This is a genomic window from Nitrosospira sp. TNL200, assembly GCF_055386305.1.
In genome coordinates this window covers 115,311-132,990 of sequence record NZ_AP041003.1, presented here as the reverse complement: position 1 = coordinate 132,990, position 17,680 = coordinate 115,311, and the positions used below count along the sequence as shown (strand labels likewise).

The 17,680-nt window shown below is 54.6% G+C and carries 20 protein-coding genes; 2 read left to right on the top strand and 18 right to left on the bottom strand.

The genetic code is table 11. The annotated features are described in order from the left end of the window. Positions 1-81: 81 nt before the first annotated feature. The 7 genes from ubiD to ACZ5CE_RS00660 all read right to left on the bottom strand — a co-directional run bounded on the left by ubiD (position 82) and on the right by ACZ5CE_RS00660 (position 5,596). Positions 82-1,545, bottom strand: coding sequence for a 4-hydroxy-3-polyprenylbenzoate decarboxylase (gene ubiD / locus ACZ5CE_RS00690; RefSeq protein ID WP_464575832.1), 1,464 nt, complete (start codon positions 1,543-1,545; stop codon positions 82-84). Positions 1,546-1,561: 16 nt separating this feature from the next. Next, a complete protein-coding gene (gene ubiA / locus ACZ5CE_RS00685; RefSeq protein WP_464577561.1) occupies positions 1,562-2,395 on the bottom strand; it encodes a 4-hydroxybenzoate octaprenyltransferase in 834 nt (277 codons plus the stop codon). 44 nt (positions 2,396-2,439) lie between these two features. Beyond that, a complete protein-coding gene (locus ACZ5CE_RS00680) occupies positions 2,440-2,985 on the bottom strand; it encodes a chorismate--pyruvate lyase family protein (protein ID WP_464575831.1) in 546 nt (181 codons plus the stop codon). Positions 2,986-3,092: 107 nt separating this feature from the next. After that, the gene (locus ACZ5CE_RS00675) at positions 3,093-3,875 is read right to left on the bottom strand and encodes an HvfC family RiPP maturation protein (protein WP_464575830.1); all 783 of its coding nucleotides are present in this window, start codon (positions 3,873-3,875) and stop codon (positions 3,093-3,095) included. Then, complete coding sequence (locus tag ACZ5CE_RS00670) at positions 3,832-4,692, bottom strand: HvfB family MNIO-type RiPP peptide maturase (RefSeq protein ID WP_464575829.1); 861 nt, start codon at positions 4,690-4,692, stop codon at positions 3,832-3,834. The genes ACZ5CE_RS00675 and ACZ5CE_RS00670 overlap by 44 nt, the downstream gene beginning before the upstream one ends. A gap of 8 nt (positions 4,693-4,700) precedes the next feature. After that, the gene (locus ACZ5CE_RS00665; protein WP_464575828.1) at positions 4,701-5,108 is read right to left on the bottom strand and encodes a hypothetical protein; all 408 of its coding nucleotides are present in this window, start codon (positions 5,106-5,108) and stop codon (positions 4,701-4,703) included. A 116-nt stretch (positions 5,109-5,224) separates the two neighbouring features. Next, positions 5,225-5,596: an HvfA family oxazolone/thioamide-modified RiPP metallophore gene (locus ACZ5CE_RS00660; protein WP_464575827.1), complete on the bottom strand. Its 372-nt coding sequence runs from the start codon at positions 5,594-5,596 to the stop codon at positions 5,225-5,227. A gap of 496 nt (positions 5,597-6,092) precedes the next feature. On the opposite strand from ACZ5CE_RS00660, the gene dksA reads away from it, so the two are divergent. After that, complete coding sequence (gene dksA, locus ACZ5CE_RS00655) at positions 6,093-6,515, top strand: RNA polymerase-binding protein DksA (RefSeq protein ID WP_464575826.1); 423 nt, start codon at positions 6,093-6,095, stop codon at positions 6,513-6,515. 251 nt (positions 6,516-6,766) lie between these two features. Here dksA and pnp read toward each other — a convergent pair whose 3' ends face one another. The 6 genes from pnp to ACZ5CE_RS00625 all read right to left on the bottom strand — a co-directional run bounded on the left by pnp (position 6,767) and on the right by ACZ5CE_RS00625 (position 12,354). Continuing rightward, positions 6,767-8,875 carry a polyribonucleotide nucleotidyltransferase gene (gene pnp / locus ACZ5CE_RS00650; RefSeq protein ID WP_464575825.1) on the bottom strand — a complete coding sequence of 703 codons (2,109 nt, stop codon included), beginning with the start codon at positions 8,873-8,875 and terminating at the stop codon, positions 6,767-6,769. Between the two features lie 126 nt (positions 8,876-9,001). Next, positions 9,002-9,271: a 30S ribosomal protein S15 gene (gene rpsO, locus ACZ5CE_RS00645; RefSeq protein ID WP_464575824.1), complete on the bottom strand. Its 270-nt coding sequence runs from the start codon at positions 9,269-9,271 to the stop codon at positions 9,002-9,004. A 150-nt stretch (positions 9,272-9,421) separates the two neighbouring features. Further along, the gene (locus tag ACZ5CE_RS00640) at positions 9,422-9,979 is read right to left on the bottom strand and encodes an SCO family protein (RefSeq protein ID WP_464575823.1); all 558 of its coding nucleotides are present in this window, start codon (positions 9,977-9,979) and stop codon (positions 9,422-9,424) included. 48 nt (positions 9,980-10,027) lie between these two features. Continuing rightward, positions 10,028-10,921 (bottom strand): heme o synthase, encoded by an 894-nt coding sequence (cyoE, locus tag ACZ5CE_RS00635; RefSeq protein WP_464575822.1) that lies wholly within the window; start codon positions 10,919-10,921, stop codon positions 10,028-10,030. Between the two features lie 130 nt (positions 10,922-11,051). Continuing rightward, on the bottom strand, positions 11,052-11,594 hold the full coding sequence (locus tag ACZ5CE_RS00630; RefSeq protein ID WP_464575821.1) for an SCO family protein: 543 nt from the start codon (positions 11,592-11,594) through the stop codon (positions 11,052-11,054). Positions 11,595-11,631: 37 nt separating this feature from the next. Then, the gene (locus tag ACZ5CE_RS00625; RefSeq protein ID WP_464575820.1) at positions 11,632-12,354 is read right to left on the bottom strand and encodes an SURF1 family protein; all 723 of its coding nucleotides are present in this window, start codon (positions 12,352-12,354) and stop codon (positions 11,632-11,634) included. A 60-nt stretch (positions 12,355-12,414) separates the two neighbouring features. Between ACZ5CE_RS00625 and ACZ5CE_RS00620 the strand changes: the two genes are divergently transcribed. After that, complete coding sequence (locus ACZ5CE_RS00620) at positions 12,415-12,606, top strand: twin transmembrane helix small protein (RefSeq protein WP_464575819.1); 192 nt, start codon at positions 12,415-12,417, stop codon at positions 12,604-12,606. Between the two features lie 26 nt (positions 12,607-12,632). On the opposite strand, the gene ACZ5CE_RS00615 is transcribed toward ACZ5CE_RS00620, so the two are convergent. The 5 genes from ACZ5CE_RS00615 to coxB form a co-directional block, all read right to left on the bottom strand. Then, positions 12,633-13,499 (bottom strand): cytochrome c oxidase subunit 3, encoded by an 867-nt coding sequence (locus ACZ5CE_RS00615; RefSeq protein WP_464575818.1) that lies wholly within the window; start codon positions 13,497-13,499, stop codon positions 12,633-12,635. A gap of 30 nt (positions 13,500-13,529) precedes the next feature. After that, positions 13,530-13,739 carry a DUF2970 domain-containing protein gene (locus ACZ5CE_RS00610; RefSeq protein ID WP_464575817.1) on the bottom strand — a complete coding sequence of 70 codons (210 nt, stop codon included), beginning with the start codon at positions 13,737-13,739 and terminating at the stop codon, positions 13,530-13,532. Between the two features lie 50 nt (positions 13,740-13,789). Next, entirely contained in the window at positions 13,790-14,311 is a 522-nt protein-coding gene (locus ACZ5CE_RS00605) for a cytochrome c oxidase assembly protein (RefSeq protein WP_464575816.1), read from the bottom strand. A 124-nt stretch (positions 14,312-14,435) separates the two neighbouring features. Further along, positions 14,436-16,016 (bottom strand): cytochrome c oxidase subunit I, encoded by a 1,581-nt coding sequence (gene ctaD / locus ACZ5CE_RS00600; RefSeq protein ID WP_464575815.1) that lies wholly within the window; start codon positions 16,014-16,016, stop codon positions 14,436-14,438. A gap of 16 nt (positions 16,017-16,032) precedes the next feature. Further along, entirely contained in the window at positions 16,033-17,142 is a 1,110-nt protein-coding gene (gene coxB, locus ACZ5CE_RS00595; RefSeq protein ID WP_464575814.1) for a cytochrome c oxidase subunit II, read from the bottom strand. Positions 17,143-17,680: the final 538 nt, after the last annotated feature.

The window sequence follows — 17,680 nt, the reverse complement described above, 5'->3', positions numbered from 1 at the left end:
AATTTATCTGAGAATGTGTTACATAATTAACATGATACAAAAATGATAGGCCAGATGTGATTAAAAACTTTCTATGACCAATTACAACCTCAATCTCCCCCAAATTTCATCCACCCTCTCCTTCACCACCTCATCCATCGCAATCGGCTTGCCCCATTCCCGATTGGTCTCGCCCGGCCACTTGTTGGTGGCGTCCAGCCCCATCTTGCCGCCCAGGCCGGATACAGGGCTGGCAAAATCGAGGTAATCGATCGGGGTATTTTCCACAATGAGAGTATCCCGCGCCGGATCGACCCGAGTGGTAATGGCCCAGATGACTTCCTTCCAGTCGCGGATATTCACGTCGTCGTCGGTGACGATGATGAACTTGGTGTACATGAACTGCCGCAGGAAGCTCCACACGCCGAACATGACCCGCTTGGCGTGGCCCGCATACTGCTTTTTCATGCTGACCACGGCCATGCGATAAGAACAGCCTTCCGGCGGGAGATAGAAATCGACGATTTCGGTGAATTGCTTTTGCAGCAGCGGCACGAATACTTCGTTGAGCGCCACGCCAAGGATGGCGGGCTCGTCCGGCGGCTTGCCGGTATAGGTGGAATGGTAGATCGGATCGGGCCGCATGGTGATGCGCTCGACCGTGAATACCGGGAAGGTCTCCTGCTCGTTGTAGTAGCCGGTGTGGTCGCCGAAAGGGCCTTCCAGCGCGGTTTCGTTGGGAAGGATATGCCCTTCCAGCACGATCTCGGCGCTGGCGGGGACCTGGAGATCGTGGCTCAGGCATTTGACGATTTCGGTTTTCGCCCCGCGCAGCAGCCCGGCGAACTGGTATTCGCTCAAAGTATCGGGCACTGGGGTCACCGCGCCGAGTATGGTCGCCGGGTCCGCCCCCAGGGCAACTGCAATGGGATAGGGCTGGCCAGGGTTGGCCATGCAGAAGTCGCGGAAGTCCAGCGCGCCGCCGCGATGGGCCAGCCAGCGCATGATGAGCTTGTTGCGCCCGATCACCTGCTGGCGGTAGATACCGAGGTTCTGCCGGGTCTTGTGCGGGCCGCGGGTGACGGTCAATCCCCAGGTGATCAACGGGCCGGCGTCGCCCGGCCAGCAAGTCTGGATTGGCAGCCTCCCCAGGTCCACTTCATCCGCTTCCCATACGATATCCTGGCAGGGCGCTGTTGCGAGCACCTTGGGCGCCATGTTGAGCACCTGCTTCAGCACGGGAAATTTCTCCCAGGCGTCTCTCAGGCCCTTGGGCGGATCGGGCTCTTTCAGGTAGGCGAGGAGTTTTCCCACCTCCCGCAGTGCCGCCACCGAATCCTGCCCCATCCCCATGGCGACGCGCCGCGGCGTGCCGAACAGATTTCCCAGTACGGGAATAACATGTCCTTTGGGTTTTTCGAACAGGATGGCCGGGCCGCCCGCTTTCAGCACCCGGTCGCAGATTTCGGTCATCTCCAGATGGGGGTCGATCTCGGCCGTGATGCGCTTCAGCTCGCCCCGGTTTTCGAGCTGGGCGATGAAATCACGCAGGTCCCTGTATTTCATCGCAAGAGGAGGACGCTCATGAGCCCGCCCGAACCAGATAATCCAGCGCAATGCCGCCAAATACCGCTGCACCCACCCAATTGTTGTGCAGAAAAGCCTTGAAACAGCGGCCGCGATCACGGTCGTGAATCAGGCGATACTGGTAGATGATCAATCCGAGGGCAACCGCCAGCCCCGCGTAATATACGGCTCCTAGTTCCTGGATCAATCCCACGGCGATCATGATGCCGAGAAAACCCGCATGGCACAGCATCACTCCCGATACATCGAAATTGCCGAAGGTGATGGCGGAAGTCCTGATACCGATCCTGAGGTCGTCAACCTTGTCCACCATCGCGTATTCGGTGTCATATGCGATGACCCAGAACAGATTGGCTGCCATCAATACCCAGGCGATGAATGGCACCCCGCCGGTCTGCGCGGCAAAGGCCATGGGAATGCCAAAGCTGAAGGCGACGCCGAGATAGGCTTGAGGCATGGCGAAAAAACGCTTGGTGAAGGGATAGCTTGCCGCCAGGAACAGCGCCAGCACCGAAAGCTCCAATGTCAGGCGATTCAAGGGCAATATCAGCAGGAACGCTATCAGGCTCAGTCCGGCGGCCAACAGCAGCGCTTCCTTCGATCTCACCTTGCCGGTTGCCATTGGGCGGTTTTTGGTGCGCTCGACATGCGGATCGAAATCGCGGTCGGCATAATCATTGACGACACATCCGGCGGAGCGCATCAGTATGGTGCCGAGCAGGAATATCACCAGAATGTTTATTTCCGGGAAACCGCGAGCTGCCAGCCACAAGCCCCACAGGGTGGGCCACAGCAGCAGCAGGATGCCGATCGGCTTGTCCAGCCGCATCAGCTTCTCGTAGAGGGAGAGGCGCCGCGTTAGTGATACGAGCGTCACCGCCCCAGTTCCAGAATGGGTGGAAGAAACACTTCCGTGACGAGTATGGATTGCTCGTGCAGGCTGAATAGTGAGCGGCGGGCCCAGAGATCCAGCGGCTTTCTCTGCAATTTCTGGCAGGCGCGCCGAAAAAGCGGATGAGCGGAAGTCAGTTTTTTGAATCGCAACGGCGTGCGCTTCACTACCGGATTCGTAAACAGCACCGTGCCGAGCGATCTGCTGCCGAGGCCGCTCAATCCTCTCCAGGCACCCTGAAGGTTTTTTTCCGCCACCACGGAATGGGCAAATACCACCGGGGTTTCGCCACAGTACAGATACACTTCCCGCACCATGGCAAGTTCATTCTGGCGCAGATTCATTACATCGAGCTCATCCATGCAGGCTTTTGCAAGTGACTGGAACACCGGTTTGACGCGAAACTCGCTGCAGCAGCGCTGCTGAATAAGCTGGGTGAGCGAACCGCGATTCTGCAGCCAGCCGCGTGCGTGCGGCGACAACAGGGATGGCCGGGGATGCCACGTAGATTGCCGGACGACATTCATTACAGCTCGAATGAAAAGGGTAGATTATGCCGGATAATCCGGCGCGGCTGAATTCATTATTCTTCAGGGATAAGCAGAAAATACTGTTCTGGAATGCCTGTAGGGAGTCACTGGCGATAGACGCCCAGCAGGGCGCCGCGAGCCTGCAAATCGCGCATGATTTCCATCCCTCCCCGGATCACGGCTTCCGGCGCGGGGTGCCGGCTTTCCCTCGCTATCATTTCAAGCGCTGACTGACCGGTATGCTCGGCCGCATCGAGCAGGTTGATGAGCCGGGCGGTAAATGCGTTTACCTCGATGAAGCGGACCTGATCTTCGGAATCCCGGAATACGAGCAGGTAGGTATCCGCGCGCTCCGCGGGGACGCGAGGCGCCAGATGATGCACCGGCCAATGGTAGTAAAGATTTGCCAGGACGGGATTGAGGACAGGGCGCCCTTCGAGCAGGCTGCCCGTTGTGTCTACAGCGCCCCAGTCGGGAGCTTCGGTCGAAACGGATAGCACCAGCTCTATCCATTCATAGTGGGCGAGCTCGAGCACGAATTCGGGATAACCGGTGGGGATGGACCCCTCTTTCTGGAGGAACTGGACGAATTCCCCTGGTATCTCACGAAAGAAGGGTGAATGGCTGCGATGGGTATCCAGAAAACGACGCACCAGGCGCTCCCACCGCCGTGTCCCCAGTATCTTTTTGAGCACGGGGAAGCAGCTCTGCAGAAAATTCTGGATGTTATTGTAGACGAGCGACCGATATATGCGCATGCGCTGCGCTTCGACCCCTTGCGGAAGCGGGTTGGCCTTGGGATTGCGGATATGCGCGGTGAACGCATACTGGAAGCGCTGGAATTCAGGAAGCGCGCCGGGCATAGGGTTCGTGGCCTTTATCGGCATGCTGTTGCTGGATGGCGGCAATGCGCTCGACTTCATGCACGAGCTGCGCAAGAGGCGGAATATTGAAATCGCGTTCCAGCAGCGTGGGCGCTACGCCATGAATATGATATGCCTCATCCAGCAATGACCAGACGGGATCGATCACGTCAGCGCCATGTGTGTCTATTATGAGGTTCTCGGATTCATTGTAGTGTCCGGCCATGTGCATATAGACGATGCGCTCGGACGGCATGGAGCGAATGAATTCGATCGCATCATAACCATGGTTGATGCTGTTGACATACACGTTGTTGACGTCGAGATGGAGGCTGCAATCTGCTTCGGCCAGCACCGCGCGGATGAAATCCGCTTCGCTCATCTCCGCGATCGGGGACTGCAGGTAGAAAGAAGCATTTTCCATGGCGATGCGGCGCTCGAGAATATCCTGGGCGCGCCGGATGCGCGCTGCCACATACCTTACCGCCTCTCCGGTGAAGGGTATTGGAAGCAGATCGTATAGATGGCCGTCATCGGAGCAGTATGAGAGGTGCTCCGTATAAAGGGAAATCCGGTGCTGGTCCAGGAAATGCCGGATTTTATGGAGAAGCTTCTCATCCAGTGGAGCCGGGCCTCCAATGGAAAGGGAAAGCCCGTGGCATACGAACGGGTAGCGCTCGGTGAAGTTGCACAGATCGCGCCCTGCCGCGCCGCCGAGGTCGATCCAGTTTTCTGGAGCAACCTCAAGGAAATCGACTGCTAGGGGAACGCCGTTTTTCAGGGCGGGGATCAACTCACGCCTCAAGCCCAGCCCGGCTCCGGCCACTCCGGCAAAATTCAAGGGTGGAACTACTTCTTCATTGCCCCATGGGGGGCTGCACTTGCTCCGCTGGACTTGGTGCCTCCATATGCGTCGGCCTCAGGCTGATCGACTGCTCCGTCCTTGTTCGTATCCATCCTGTCGAATATGGCTTCGTGGTGCTTGAGAAATTCCTGCTTGGTCACTTTCCCATCCTTGTTGGCATCCACCATCGACATGCCGCATCTCCCTTCCGAGGTTTTGGGAGCTCCTCCGCCGCCGTACTTGTTGGGGTCCACGCGATCGGCATAAGCCAGAACGTACCCCTTGTCCAGCGTCCGTGCGGCAAAAAGATTTTCAGGAGTGTTCTCAGCCGCGGAAACGACTGGTGCGATGCCAAGCGTGGCGGCGAATGCCGAGCCTACTGCCAGGGAAATGGCTGTTCTTTTGTTGCACATAATTTTTCTCCTCTATTTCGGATGAAAATATTATGTCACATTTTTCGGGATCAGGCCGGCTTCCCGGCTCGTTGAGCGCAGAAAGCCGGTTTAATGGCGGGAAGCAGCGATACGGCCTATTTGCCGCTGCCGCACTTTCCGTCTGTCATTTTGCCCTTCAATTCGTCCTTGCTGATCGTGCCATCCTTGTTAGCATCCATATGCTCGAACATGGCGTTGTGGTGCGCTGTCCATTCTTCCTTCGTGATCTTGCCATCCTTGTTGGCATCCGCCATGGAGGCGCCACATCGCCCTTCGCCGCAAGCGCCTTCTCCCCCGCATTTGCCTTCGCCGCTTTTCTGGTGCTTATGTGCATCGGCCACCATGTAACCCTTGGAAAGAGATTGGGATGCAAAGGGGTTGTCTGTTGCGGAAACTATCGGCACCGTACTAACAGCGGCAAAAGCTGAACCGATTGCAATTGAGATCATTCTTTTCTTGTTAGCCATTATGTTCGTCCTCCTCTATAAGATGTTTGAAATGTTCGCAGCATGCGACATTGATGAAGATGACCGATGCCGCAGGTCCCAGTACCAGCTGTTTGATCAGCGGCGCGATCTGCCATATGGGCCTTGAGCGTTGATGGATAAACTCTGCCTGACTTTCGGGCGTAGTATGGCCTATGGAACATAGCATATATTGATGAGCCATGGGACGTTTATCAACGCTGCCGCTTTTCCCATCGGGAATTCCAGCGCGTTTACGTCCCCAGATTCACCGATAAAATTCAGGCCCGGCGACTTTTCACTGTTTTTGGTAATCTAACGGCGCCAGCTGGGATATCTGAGGGATGTTGGGAGGATCTGGCAATAGCCTTTCCGTGGCGTAACCGCGGAAGCTATTCGGGTTTCGGCCAATGCCCAGACTCAAACGTATGCAAGAAGACTTGCTGTATAATGCTTTTTTGCAACGCGTGTAACTGTCATCAGGAAAAGGACAAATAAAATGCCGCCAGAATTGCATAAACAATCCGTACCCTACAAGCCCAAGAAAGGTGAGAGCTACATGAACTCCAAGCAGCTTATGCACTTCCGCAATATTCTGGAAGGCATCAAGATTGAGCTTGGCCATGATATCGATCGTACGGTACACACCATGCAGGACGAGGCTACCATATTCGCTGATCCCAATGATCGTGCAAGCCAGGAATCAGATATGGCGCTCGAATTACGCAACCGGGATCGGGAACGCAAGCTGATCAAAAAAATCGAGGAAACGATTGCCAAGATCGATACAGGGGATTATGGATATTGCGAAAGCTGCGGCGTGGAAATCGGACTGAAGCGCCTGGAAGCGCGACCGACTGCTACTCTTTGTATCGATTGCAAGACCCTGGACGAGATAAGAGAAAAACAGGTAGCAAAATAGCGGCGGGCGAGGCACGCCAAGCCGGTCGAAGCAGGCGATCGTAAGGACCGTTTTCAGCGATTGGTTTGAATTGCGCCACCAGCCAAATCAAAAGCCCCTTTCTTGCGAAAGGGGCTTTTTTGGCAACTGGCGGTATCATCCTAAATCCGCCCTGTATCAAATTCACCATGTAGGTGAACGTCGAGTACCGCGAAAATCTTTGTGGATCGTGGTTCCAAATTAAAAAGAGTGGTCGACTGCCGGATTGAGGACTATGCGGTACCGTCACCCTGGACGTCGGCAGCCGCTGCTTTCATGCTTAGGCGCAGCCGTCCCTTGTCGTCTGCTTCCAGGACCTTGACACGAACCACCTGGCCTTCCTTGAGATGATCCGACACATTATTGACACGTTCATTTGCGATCTGGGAAATATGCAGCAGACCGTCCTTCCCGGGCAACACGCTGACAATGGCGCCAAAATCGAGTAGCTTCAATACGGTCCCATCATATACTCTGCCCACTTCGACTTCGGCGGTAATATCCTCGATGCGTTTTCGGGCCAGTTCACCACCTTCGGCATTCACGCACGCTATCATCACTGTGCCGTCGTCCGTGATGTCGATAGTCGTGCCGGTTTCTTCGGTCAACGCCCGTATTACTGCTCCTCCCTTGCCGATTACATCCCGGATCTTCTCAGGGTTGATTTTCATCTTGATGATGCGAGGCGCATGTTCCGAGATATCCTCGCGGGTTGCGGGAAGGGCCTGCTTCATGATGCCAAGGATGTGCATTCTTCCTTCTCGCGCCTGTATCAGGGCGACATGCAGGATGTCCCTGGTGATTCCTTGTATCTTGATGTCCATTTGCAGCGCGGTAATGCCACTCTCGGTACCGGCCACCTTGAAATCCATGTCACCCAGATGATCCTCGTCGCCGAGAATATCGGTTAGCACCGCGAAGCGATTACCTTCCTTGATCAATCCCATGGCGATTCCCGCCACGTGCGCCTTTAACGGAACCCCTGCATCCATCAATGCAAGGCAACCGCCACAGACTGATGCCATGGAGCTGGAACCGTTGGATTCGGTGATCTCCGATACCACCCGCAGAGAATAGCCGAATTCTTCTGCCGAGGGCAATACCGCTACCAGCGCCCGCTTGGCAAGGCGCCCGTGGCCAATTTCTCGACGCTTGGGCGTGCCGACACGCCCGGTTTCTCCGGTCGCATACGGAGGCATATTGTAATGAAGCATGAAGCGCTCGGAATAATCTCCCTGTAGCGCATCGATCTTTTGCTCGTCGCGTCCGGTTCCCAGCGTTGCCACTACAAGCGCCTGGGTTTCCCCGCGAGTGAACAAAGCGGAGCCATGGGTACGAGGCAACAGGCCGTTACGAATAGTGATGGGGCGAACCGTGCGGGTATCCCGGCCATCTATGCGCGGTTCTCCGTCGAGAATCTGCGAGCGCACGATTCTTGATTCAAGGGCAAAACTAGCCTCTTTGACAGCCTGCGCATCCGGTCCATCTTCGGCCCCGACTCCCACTTCGGTGAAAATCCGTTGCCAGATGCTGTCTATCGCTTCAGACCTGGCCTGCTTCTGCTTCAATTTGAATGCCGTACGCAGGTCAGCCTCCGCCAGCTTGGCAATTTTCTCTCCCAGACTTTCGTCCTTCGGCTCCGGAACCCAGTCCCACGCGGTAACGCCGGCCTCATCCGCCAACTCGTTTATTGCGTCGATTACCGGCTGCATTTGCTGATGACCATAGAGGATGGCACCCAGCATGATATCTTCCGATAACTCCAGGGCCTCCGATTCGACCATCAGCACTGCCTGCTGCGTTCCCGCCACTACCAGATTCAACTGCGTGTGCTTCAATTCCGTCGTGGTTGGATTAAGCAGGTATTCTCCATTGATATACCCGACTCGCGCGGCTCCCATTGGACCATCGAATGGAATGCCGGAAAGAACCAGCGCAGCTGACGCCCCCAGCATGGAAGGAATATCCGCATCCACTTCATTGTCGGAGGACATGACAGTGGCGACGATCTGGACTTCGTTGTAAAAATTATCGGGGAATAGAGGGCGGATGGGGCGGTCGATCAGGCGGGAGGTAAGAATTTCTTTTTCGGATGGACGACCTTCCCGCTTGAAAAAACTGCCAGGTATTCTGCCTGCCGCGTAACTTCTCTCCTGATAATCCACTGTCAACGGAAAAAAATCCTGCCCTTGCCTTGCATTCCTGGCCCCCACTACGGTTACCAGAACGACAGTGTCATCCATGGTCACCATCACCGCTCCGTGCGCCTGTCTCGCTATCTCACCGGTTTCCAGCGTTAGTTTGTGATTGCCGTAGGTAATGCTTTTTTTAATTGATTTCAATTAGCTGCCCTTTTGATAAATTCTTCTGGCGCGGCTTCGTCAACGCTGCCACACGAAGTTCACCGCTCATACGGAAGATGAGCGGTTCGCAAACTGATTGCTGTTATCCCAACGAGAGATCGAATTCTACTTGCGCAGACCGAGGCGATCTATCAACGTCCGATAGCTATCCGCATGCCTGTGTTTGAGATAGTCGAGCAGCTTGCGGCGGCGACTCACCATGCGCAGCAATCCCCGGCGCGAATGATGATCCTTGACATGCGCCTTGAAGTGATTAGCCAAGCCGTTGATACGGGCAGTCAACAATGCCACTTGCACTTCAGGAGAACCGGTGTCCCCTGCCGCTCGTTGATAGTCGCGCACGACCTGTGCTTTTTGATCGGTTGTGACTGGCATGCCTACTTCTCCATTAAATGCCTGATATGAAAGGGCGACATTTTACTCTTTAACGGGGTTAATTCTCAAGTAATCCGTTACTTTATTTTAACCCCTGCTTACCCAGGGAACTTAGCGGCAAACAATGCAAGTGCAAAATTTGCCTCGCGCCTATCCCGCGGCTTTAAGCAATCGGGCGATATCATGAGCGAAAACATCTTCTCCCTTTTCGCCACTGACATACAACCTGAGTCTTCCCTGAGGATCAAACAAATAGGTGCCAGCCGAGTGTTCCATGATTTCGTGGCCCGGCGAATCCCCAACTACCTTCTGATAAACGATTTTGAACTCGTTCGCAACCTCCTGCGTAGCCTCTGTATCGCCGGACAGACCAATGAATGCAGGGTTGAAAGCTGAAAGGTATTCCCGCAGGACGGAGGGGGTATCATGCTCGGGATCGAGAGTGACGAATAACACCTGAACCCTTGCCGCATCGACTCCCAGTTTTTGCACGGCGCCTGCGAGCTTGCTCATTGTCGCGGGGCAGATATCCGGACATTGGGTATAGCCAAAAAACACGGCTACGACTTTGCCTTTGAAATCCGCAAGTGTCCGGGCCTCACCAGTCGGTCCCGGAAGCTTCAATTCCCGGCCAAAGCTGGCATTGGTAATATCGGTAGATAAAAATGTGGGGTTCGCGATGTTTCCGCAACTTGTCAGAAAGAACACCGCGAACCAGGCAAGGACTGCCCTGAGACCAAAGGTCACGTGAAAAGATTAAAACCGGATGTAATGATCCACCAGCAGAACAACAAACAAAGCCGCCAGATAGAATATGGAATATCTGAAGGTCTTTTTCGCGAGCTGATCGCTATAGTCCACATAAATCTTTACGGCGTAATATAAGAATACGGCATCCAGAATGCCTGCGCCCGCAAGATAGATGAGGCCGCTCATTTTGGTAGCGTATGGCATCAGCGTCACGGCAATGAGAATCAGCGTGTACAGCAAAACATGCAAGCGCGTGAATTTGTCACCATGCGTTACCGGCAGCATGGGCATTCCGATCTTGGCATATTCCAGCTTGCGATACAGCGCCAGCGCCCAGAAATGCGGAGGAGTCCAAGCGAAGATTATAAGAAACAATAAAAGGGCGTCAGCGGAAACCTCACCCGTCACCGCAGCCCATCCCAGGACGGGCGGCATGGCGCCGGAAGCACCGCCTATCACTATATTTTGCGGAGTCATGGGTTTGAGGATGACCGTGTAGATGATGGCGTAGCCGACAAAAGTACCCAGGGTCAACCACATGGTGAGCGGGTTCACCAATTGATGAAGGATCAGCAAACCCGTGCCGCCTATCAGGGCCAGGAAGAACAGCGTTTCAGGCGAAGTCACGGTTCCGCGGGGAAGCGGCCGACCCCGGGTGCGCGCCATGACTGCATCGAGCTTCTGCTCCACCAGACAATTCACTGCTGCTGCGGCCCCCGCCACCAACGCTATCCCCAGCGTACCGAATATCAGGGCGTTTAGGGGCACAGCGCCGGGAACAGAAAGAAACATGCCGATGAAAGCGGTAAAAACGATAAGCGATACCACTCGCGGCTTGGTCAAACGATAAAACTGCTGCATGCGGGAAGTAGTTTGCTGCCAAGCCAGACTAGTAGCCATGATTAATCTCCTGATTCATGCAGGCTCGGCGCCTGCTTTTAAACGATCGAACATCCTTTATAGTACCGAGCAGCTTCTCGTTTATGCGAAGTCTCTGCTCATGGACGATTTCGCTTCAATTCGAAAACCTCTAATGCCTTTGATCGGTTCCCATTGCATGCTCCAGCTGGGAAACCTTAAGTAACCGCTTAATGTCCTTTGCCATTTTTGTAGGGTCCGAATCTTTTGGAAAACGCATCATCAAATTGGCTATCGGATCTATCACGTATATGTAATCATGCAGGCCTTCCGCGGGAAATTGCTTGAGCAACTCACTGTCTTTGGCGCCAAGCAGCCAGGTTCCCTTGAACTCGTCCACGATTTCCGATGCCGGCTTCACATCATCATCTATCAGCCATACACGTTCTATTCGATCCTTTTCGGCGTTCTGTACAGTTCGAACCTGCCGCATGTAATAGAGCTTCTTCCGGCACGCCTCATCGCACTTCCCCGAGTCCACCGATAATAGCGCCCATTTACCACGCAGATCGCGCATCCGGAATATGGTGTCGTTCGATTGGTTCAAGGCGCTCCCCGATAAAGGCTTCACCTTGAGCAATTCGCCATAATTAACGGGGTTGGGCCTCACATCCATGAAAAACAGCGTATAGGATGCGATAAATGGTGCACACATGATTACCAACAATAAAATCAGCGTGCGCCTGTTTGTTTTACGTGCTTTTGGAGCGCTCTCGTTTGACACTTAACACCAAATAAATAATCAGCACAGCCAATGCCATGGAGAACCATTGAATCGCGTATCCCCAGTTTTTTGCGGAACCCGAGTCCGGCCGTGTCCATTTCCGCACCAGACCGTCGTTCACATTATCCTGCTGCAATATCATCACGGGCTGCACTCTCAGCCCCGTAGCGCTGGCGTAGCGCTCTGGATCAAGATTTCCCCAGACTGGACCGAAAACCACCTCTTTCGAAAGTTCCAGGGTCTTCTGTGATGCCGCTGTTGCCGTTCCCGAGATCGTCACCGTCCCCTCGGGCGTAGTAACCGAAGGCAGCTTGGTGCGATCAGGATCTGCGACGACCCAACCTCGATTGACTAAAACATGCATGGAACCCGTGCCTATCCTCATGGGCGTGATGACGTGGTATCCCACCGCGCCCTGGTTTATCTTGTTGTCGAGAAATATCGTGTGGGCCGGCACATACACACCTCGAACCTCTACCCGGCGATATTGAAAATCCTCCAGTTTTACCGGGGCCTCAGGTAATGCCACTGCTGGTTCGCGGGAAAGCATGTCAAGCTGTTTCTGTCTTGACTCTTTTTCCCGAGCCCGCGAAAGCTGCCAGTTGCCGAGTTGCACCATGGTGATTATCACGAGCGCGGCGAGTACCGTTGACCATAATTTCGGGGTGTATCGCCATCCTGAAATAGTCATTGGATAGTTGGCTGAACTCGGCTAAACTTGTTTCCAGACCTAACTTATTGCAGGAATGAGATGTTAAAGATCGTCGCGCTACTATTTTTTTTCTTCATATTAGCCAGCCTGGCATCGGCCATGTATTACATGATCAAGGACAAGGGGCAGGGCACTCGCGCGGTCAAATCTCTCACTCTTCGCATTAGCCTATCTTTGCTTTTGTTCACTCTGCTGATGCTGGGAACCTATTGGGGATATATCCCCCTCTAGCTTCCCAGCGCTGATGCTTAAACGAGCTATATCAGCCAGTAGACGAAGATGAACAATCCCAGCCACACCACGTCCACGAAGTGCCAGTACCAGGCGACGCCTTCAAAGCCGAAATGATTCTCGGGCGTGAAGTGCCCCGCCAGCACCCGGCAATAGATGACCACCAGCATGATCGAGCCCAGGGTCACGTGGAAGCCGTGAAATCCGGTCAGCATGAAGAATGACGCGCCATATGCCCCGGTGGTGAGCTTGAGGTTGAGATCCGAGTAGGCATGGCCGTATTCATACGCCTGCAGGCCCACGAACAGGAATCCCAAGGCAAAGGTCAGGAACAGGCCCAGCTTGAGCTGGCCACGCTTGTTCAGCTTGAGCGCCCAGTGCGCCCAGGTCACGGTCACGCCCGATGTCAGCAGGATCAGGGTGTTGATCGCGGGCAGCCCCCAGGGCCCCATGGGCATGAACTTCTCCTTGATGCCCGGACCCGCCGTGGGCCATTCCCCGGTGAAGTCCGGCCACAACAGCTTGTGCTCCATGTCGGAGAGCCAGGGAATGGAAAATGCGCGCATGTAGTAGAGCGCGCCGAAGAAGGCCGCAAAAAACATGACTTCGGAGAAGATGAACCAGCTCATCCCCCAGCGGAACGATTTGTCCACCTGCTTGTTGAACTTGCCGCTCTCGCTCTCGCGCGCCACGGTGCGGAACCAGACGAATATCATGTAGAAGAGAATGGCAAAGCCGATCGTCAGCAGGCCGTAGCCCAGCGGAAGCCGGTTGACTGAAAACGCGGCGCCAAAACCCATGAACAGCAGCGCTATCGACCCGGTAATGGGATATGTCGATGGGGCTGGAACGTAATAGTGATCGTGACCATGATCTGCTGCGTGTTGACTCATGCTCTTTCTCCTGCGTATATTTGATTGATTTTAACTTGTCACCAACTTAACCACCAATACCACACCCAATACAAACAAGGCTGCTCCCACGATACCGGCGATTATCACCTGTCCCATTGTCAGTGTTGCCGCGTCATGATCGTGATCGGTGTTTTTACGAATCCCGAAAAATGCCCACGACACTGCCTTCATTGCCTGTAAAAAAGTACCTTTCTCCGGTTTTTCACTGCCGTCTTTCAATTCCTGCCGTCCACCCCCGACTCATTTCCGCAACGGATAGTCTGATAGGGCTAGTCGCCTCCAAGCTCAAAAAATGTATATGAAATAGTTACGGTGTCATAATCAGTCGGCAGGCCCGGCTCAATCAGAAACTGAACCGGCATTTGCCGGACTTCATTCGGTTTCAGAACCTGCTTGCTGAAACAGAAACACTCCAGCTTCTTCAAGTGCTTTCCCAGCAATTGCGGCGCGTAGCTAGGTATCGCCTGCCCGGTAATCTCACGATCCGAATTATTTCGGACCTCATACACTACCTGCACCAGTTCACCCGGGTGGATCCGCACATTCGACTGCAGTGGCTTGAATTCCCAGGGCAATCCTCGGGTGTTCGAGTCCAATTGCACCGTCACCCATCGACCGGTATCCACCTGGGTATTTTCGGCGATGGTATCAGCCTGGAGCAGGTTGTTGATTCCCGTAACTTCGCAGATTTTTTCATAAAAGGGAACGAGCCCAAAGCCGAAACCAAACATGACCACTGTAAAAACCAGTAGTTTTCTCATTACTATGGAGTTGGCCCGAAGTACGCTCATTTCCAGTTTTTCACCAGGACTGTAACAAAAATTGCCACGACCATTGCCAGCAGAATCAGCCCGGTTCTTATAGCTCCGCGACGCCTTCGTGCTTCCTCTGCTGGCAAATCTTTCTGCATGCCGCTTATCTGACTACCGGAGGTGTTTCAAAGCTATGGTAGGGTGCTGGCGACGGCAGCGTCCACTCCAGTGTATTCGCCCCTTCCCACGGTTTCGCTTCGGCTTTTTCTCCTCCACGGATGCACTTCAGCACGATGTAAAGGAACAGCAACTGGGAAAATCCGAAACCAAATGCGCCGATGCTCGAGATCATGTTGAAGTCCGCGAACTGCAGCGCATAATCCGGAATACGGCGCGGCATGCCCGCCAGTCCCAGGAAGTGCTGCACGAAGAAGGCCAGGTTGAAGAAGAACATCGACAGCCAGAAGTGCGTCTTGCCCAGGGTCTCGTCATACATGTGCCCGGTCCACTTGGGTATCCAGTAATAGACTCCGCCGAATATGCCAAACAGGGCTCCAGATACTAGGACGTAGTGGAAGTGCGCGATCACGTAGTAGGTGTCCTGCACCTGGATGTCGATCGGCACGATGGCGCAGACCACGCCGCTGAAGCCGCCGAGCGTAAACAGGAAGATAAAACCGATGGCAAACAACATCGGCGTCTCGAAGGTCATGGAGCCGCGCCACATGGTGGCGGTCCAGTTGAACACCTTCACTCCCGTGGGCACGGCGATCAGCATGGTCGCATACATGAAAAACAGCTGACCGGTGACCGGCATGCCGGCGGTGAACATGTGATGCGCCCATACGATGCATGACAGGATGGCAATCGACGCGGTCGCGTACACCATCGAGGAATACCCGAAGAGCGGCTTGCGCGCGAAGGTCGGGATGATCTCGGAGACGATGCCGAACGCGGGCAGGATCATGATATAGACTTCCGGATGGCCGAAGAACCAGAAGATGTGCTGGAACATGACCGGATCGCCGCCGCCCGCCGCATTGAAGAAGTTGGTGCCGAAATTACGGTCGGTCAGCAGCATGGTGACCGCACCCGCCAGCACCGGCATCACCATGACCAGCAAGTAGGCGGTGATGAGCCAGGTCCAGACGAACAGCGGCATCTTCATCAGCGTCATGCCCGGCGCGCGCATGTTCAGTATCGTGGTGATGATGTTGATCGACCCCATGATGGATGAAGCGCCCATTATGTGGAGCGCAAATATCGCCATGTCCATGCCCATGCCCATCTGCACTGAAAGCGGCGGATAAATCGTCCAGCCGCCCGCGGGCGCGCCACCCGGCACGAAAAATGAGCCGATCAGCAGCAGCGCCGCCGGGGGCAGCAGCCAGAAGCTCCAGTTGTTCATGCGCGCGAACGCCATGTCCGGCGCACCGATCATCATCGGGATCTGCCAGTTCGCAAAGCCGACGAAGGCCGGCATGATGGCGCCAAACACCATCACCAGTCCATGCATCGTGGTCAACTGGTTGAAGAACTCGGGATTGACGATCTGTATGCCCGGCTGGAACAGCTCGGCACGGATCGTCAGCGCCATCACGCCCCCGGTCAGGAACATCATGAAACTGAACCACAGGTACATGGTGCCGATGTCCTTGTGGTTGGTGGTGGTCATCCAGCGCATCATCCCGGTGGGATGATGATCGTGCGCATGTCCTATGTCGTGATCATGTACTGCTGCCATTTTTTCCTCCTTGATGCTATTTTCTGAGTCCGTTGATTTCTGATGGCTGCACTACGTCTCCTGTCGTGTTGCCCCAGGAGTTGCGCTCGTAGGTGACCACCGCCGCGATTTGTACGTCCGACAAGTGCTTGAATGCAGCCATTGCTGTGCCAGTCTTTCCGTTCATTACAATGTTGAGGTGATCCGCCTTCGGCCCGGTGGCTACCTTCGATCCATCCAGGGCGGCAAACGTGCCAGGGATGCCCTTGCCGTTGGCCTGGTGGCAGGCCACGCAGTTGGCGCCATAGACTTTCTCGCCCTCGGCCTTCAATTCATCCAGGGTGAATACCTTGTTGGGGTCTACCGTGGCCGCAGCGCTCTTCTTCTTCTGCTGGTCCACCCACTGGGCGTACTTGTCCTGTTCCACCACTTCCACAACAATGGGCATGAAGCCGTGTTCCTTGCCGCACAGTTCGGCGCACTGCCCGCGGTAGGTCCCAGGCTTGTCGGCCGTGAACCAGGTGTCGCGAACGTAGCCAGGTATGGCGTCCTGCTTGGAGCCCAGGGCGGGTACCCACCAGGCGTGGATGACGTCGTTGGCGGTCAGGAGTATGCGAACCTTCTTGCCTACGGGCACCACCAGGGGATTGTCCACTTCCAGAAGATAGTTCTCTCCCTTGGGCGCGGCATTCCGGATCTGTTCCTGGGGCGTGGCCAGCGCGCTCAGGAAACTGATGCCTTCGCCTTCGCCCGTGATGTAGTCATATCCCCATTTCCATTGATACCCCGTGGTCTTGATGGTGATGTCCGCGCCCGAGGCGTCCTTCATGGCGATCACGGTCTTGGTGGCGGGGTAGGCCATCCCGATCAGAATCAAAAACGGGATCGTGGTCCAGATGATCTCTACCGTGGTGCTGTGATGAAAGTTCGCAGCCTTGTACCCCGCGTCTTTCCGATGCTTGAGCACCGAATAAAACATGGCCCCAAACACAACGATGAATATCGCCAGGCATACCCATAATGCCAATGTATGCTGGTCGTATATCTGCCTGGCTATGATCGTCTGCGGCTCGGGCAGGTTTAACTGGTGCGGATCAGCCGCCGCCATCCCCATCCCGGAATAAAGCGCGACCAACAATGTAGCCATGATCCTCGATACTGCTCTACTGCTCATATATCCCCCCACTTGATTACTGATTACAGTACGACCCCATGATTATTACAAGATCCCGTCCTTGACCTGGCCGTTTCACGATAACTTCCAGGCGACCTCTGGATTGTTTTCGCTCAGATCGGCAATCAAGCATCTTGACTGCGATTTTTCCCCACTGACAAAGGATTTAATTTATGCCAAATAACCCTATTGTGAATGTCGGTAATTGTGTTATCCTATGAGCTTATTCTCAAAAAAACGGCTGAATTCCACACACTAAGAATAACGGCATGTCTATAAGTTCCATGTTTTGTCTAAAAAAGACTGATTCTGATTTACATTTCGCTCAAGGTGAACCATTAAAACCGTTACTACTGTGGACTTCCCGTTGATTTCCCGTTTTTCGACCGGCTATCCTTATTGTGGCGGAAAGTGACGGCTACGAAGAAAACCCTGTTCCTGCCACCACCTGCATTGCCCTCAATTACTTTGATCAGCCATGCACCTCTTCCTGACCAGGAGGCGCTGGCGT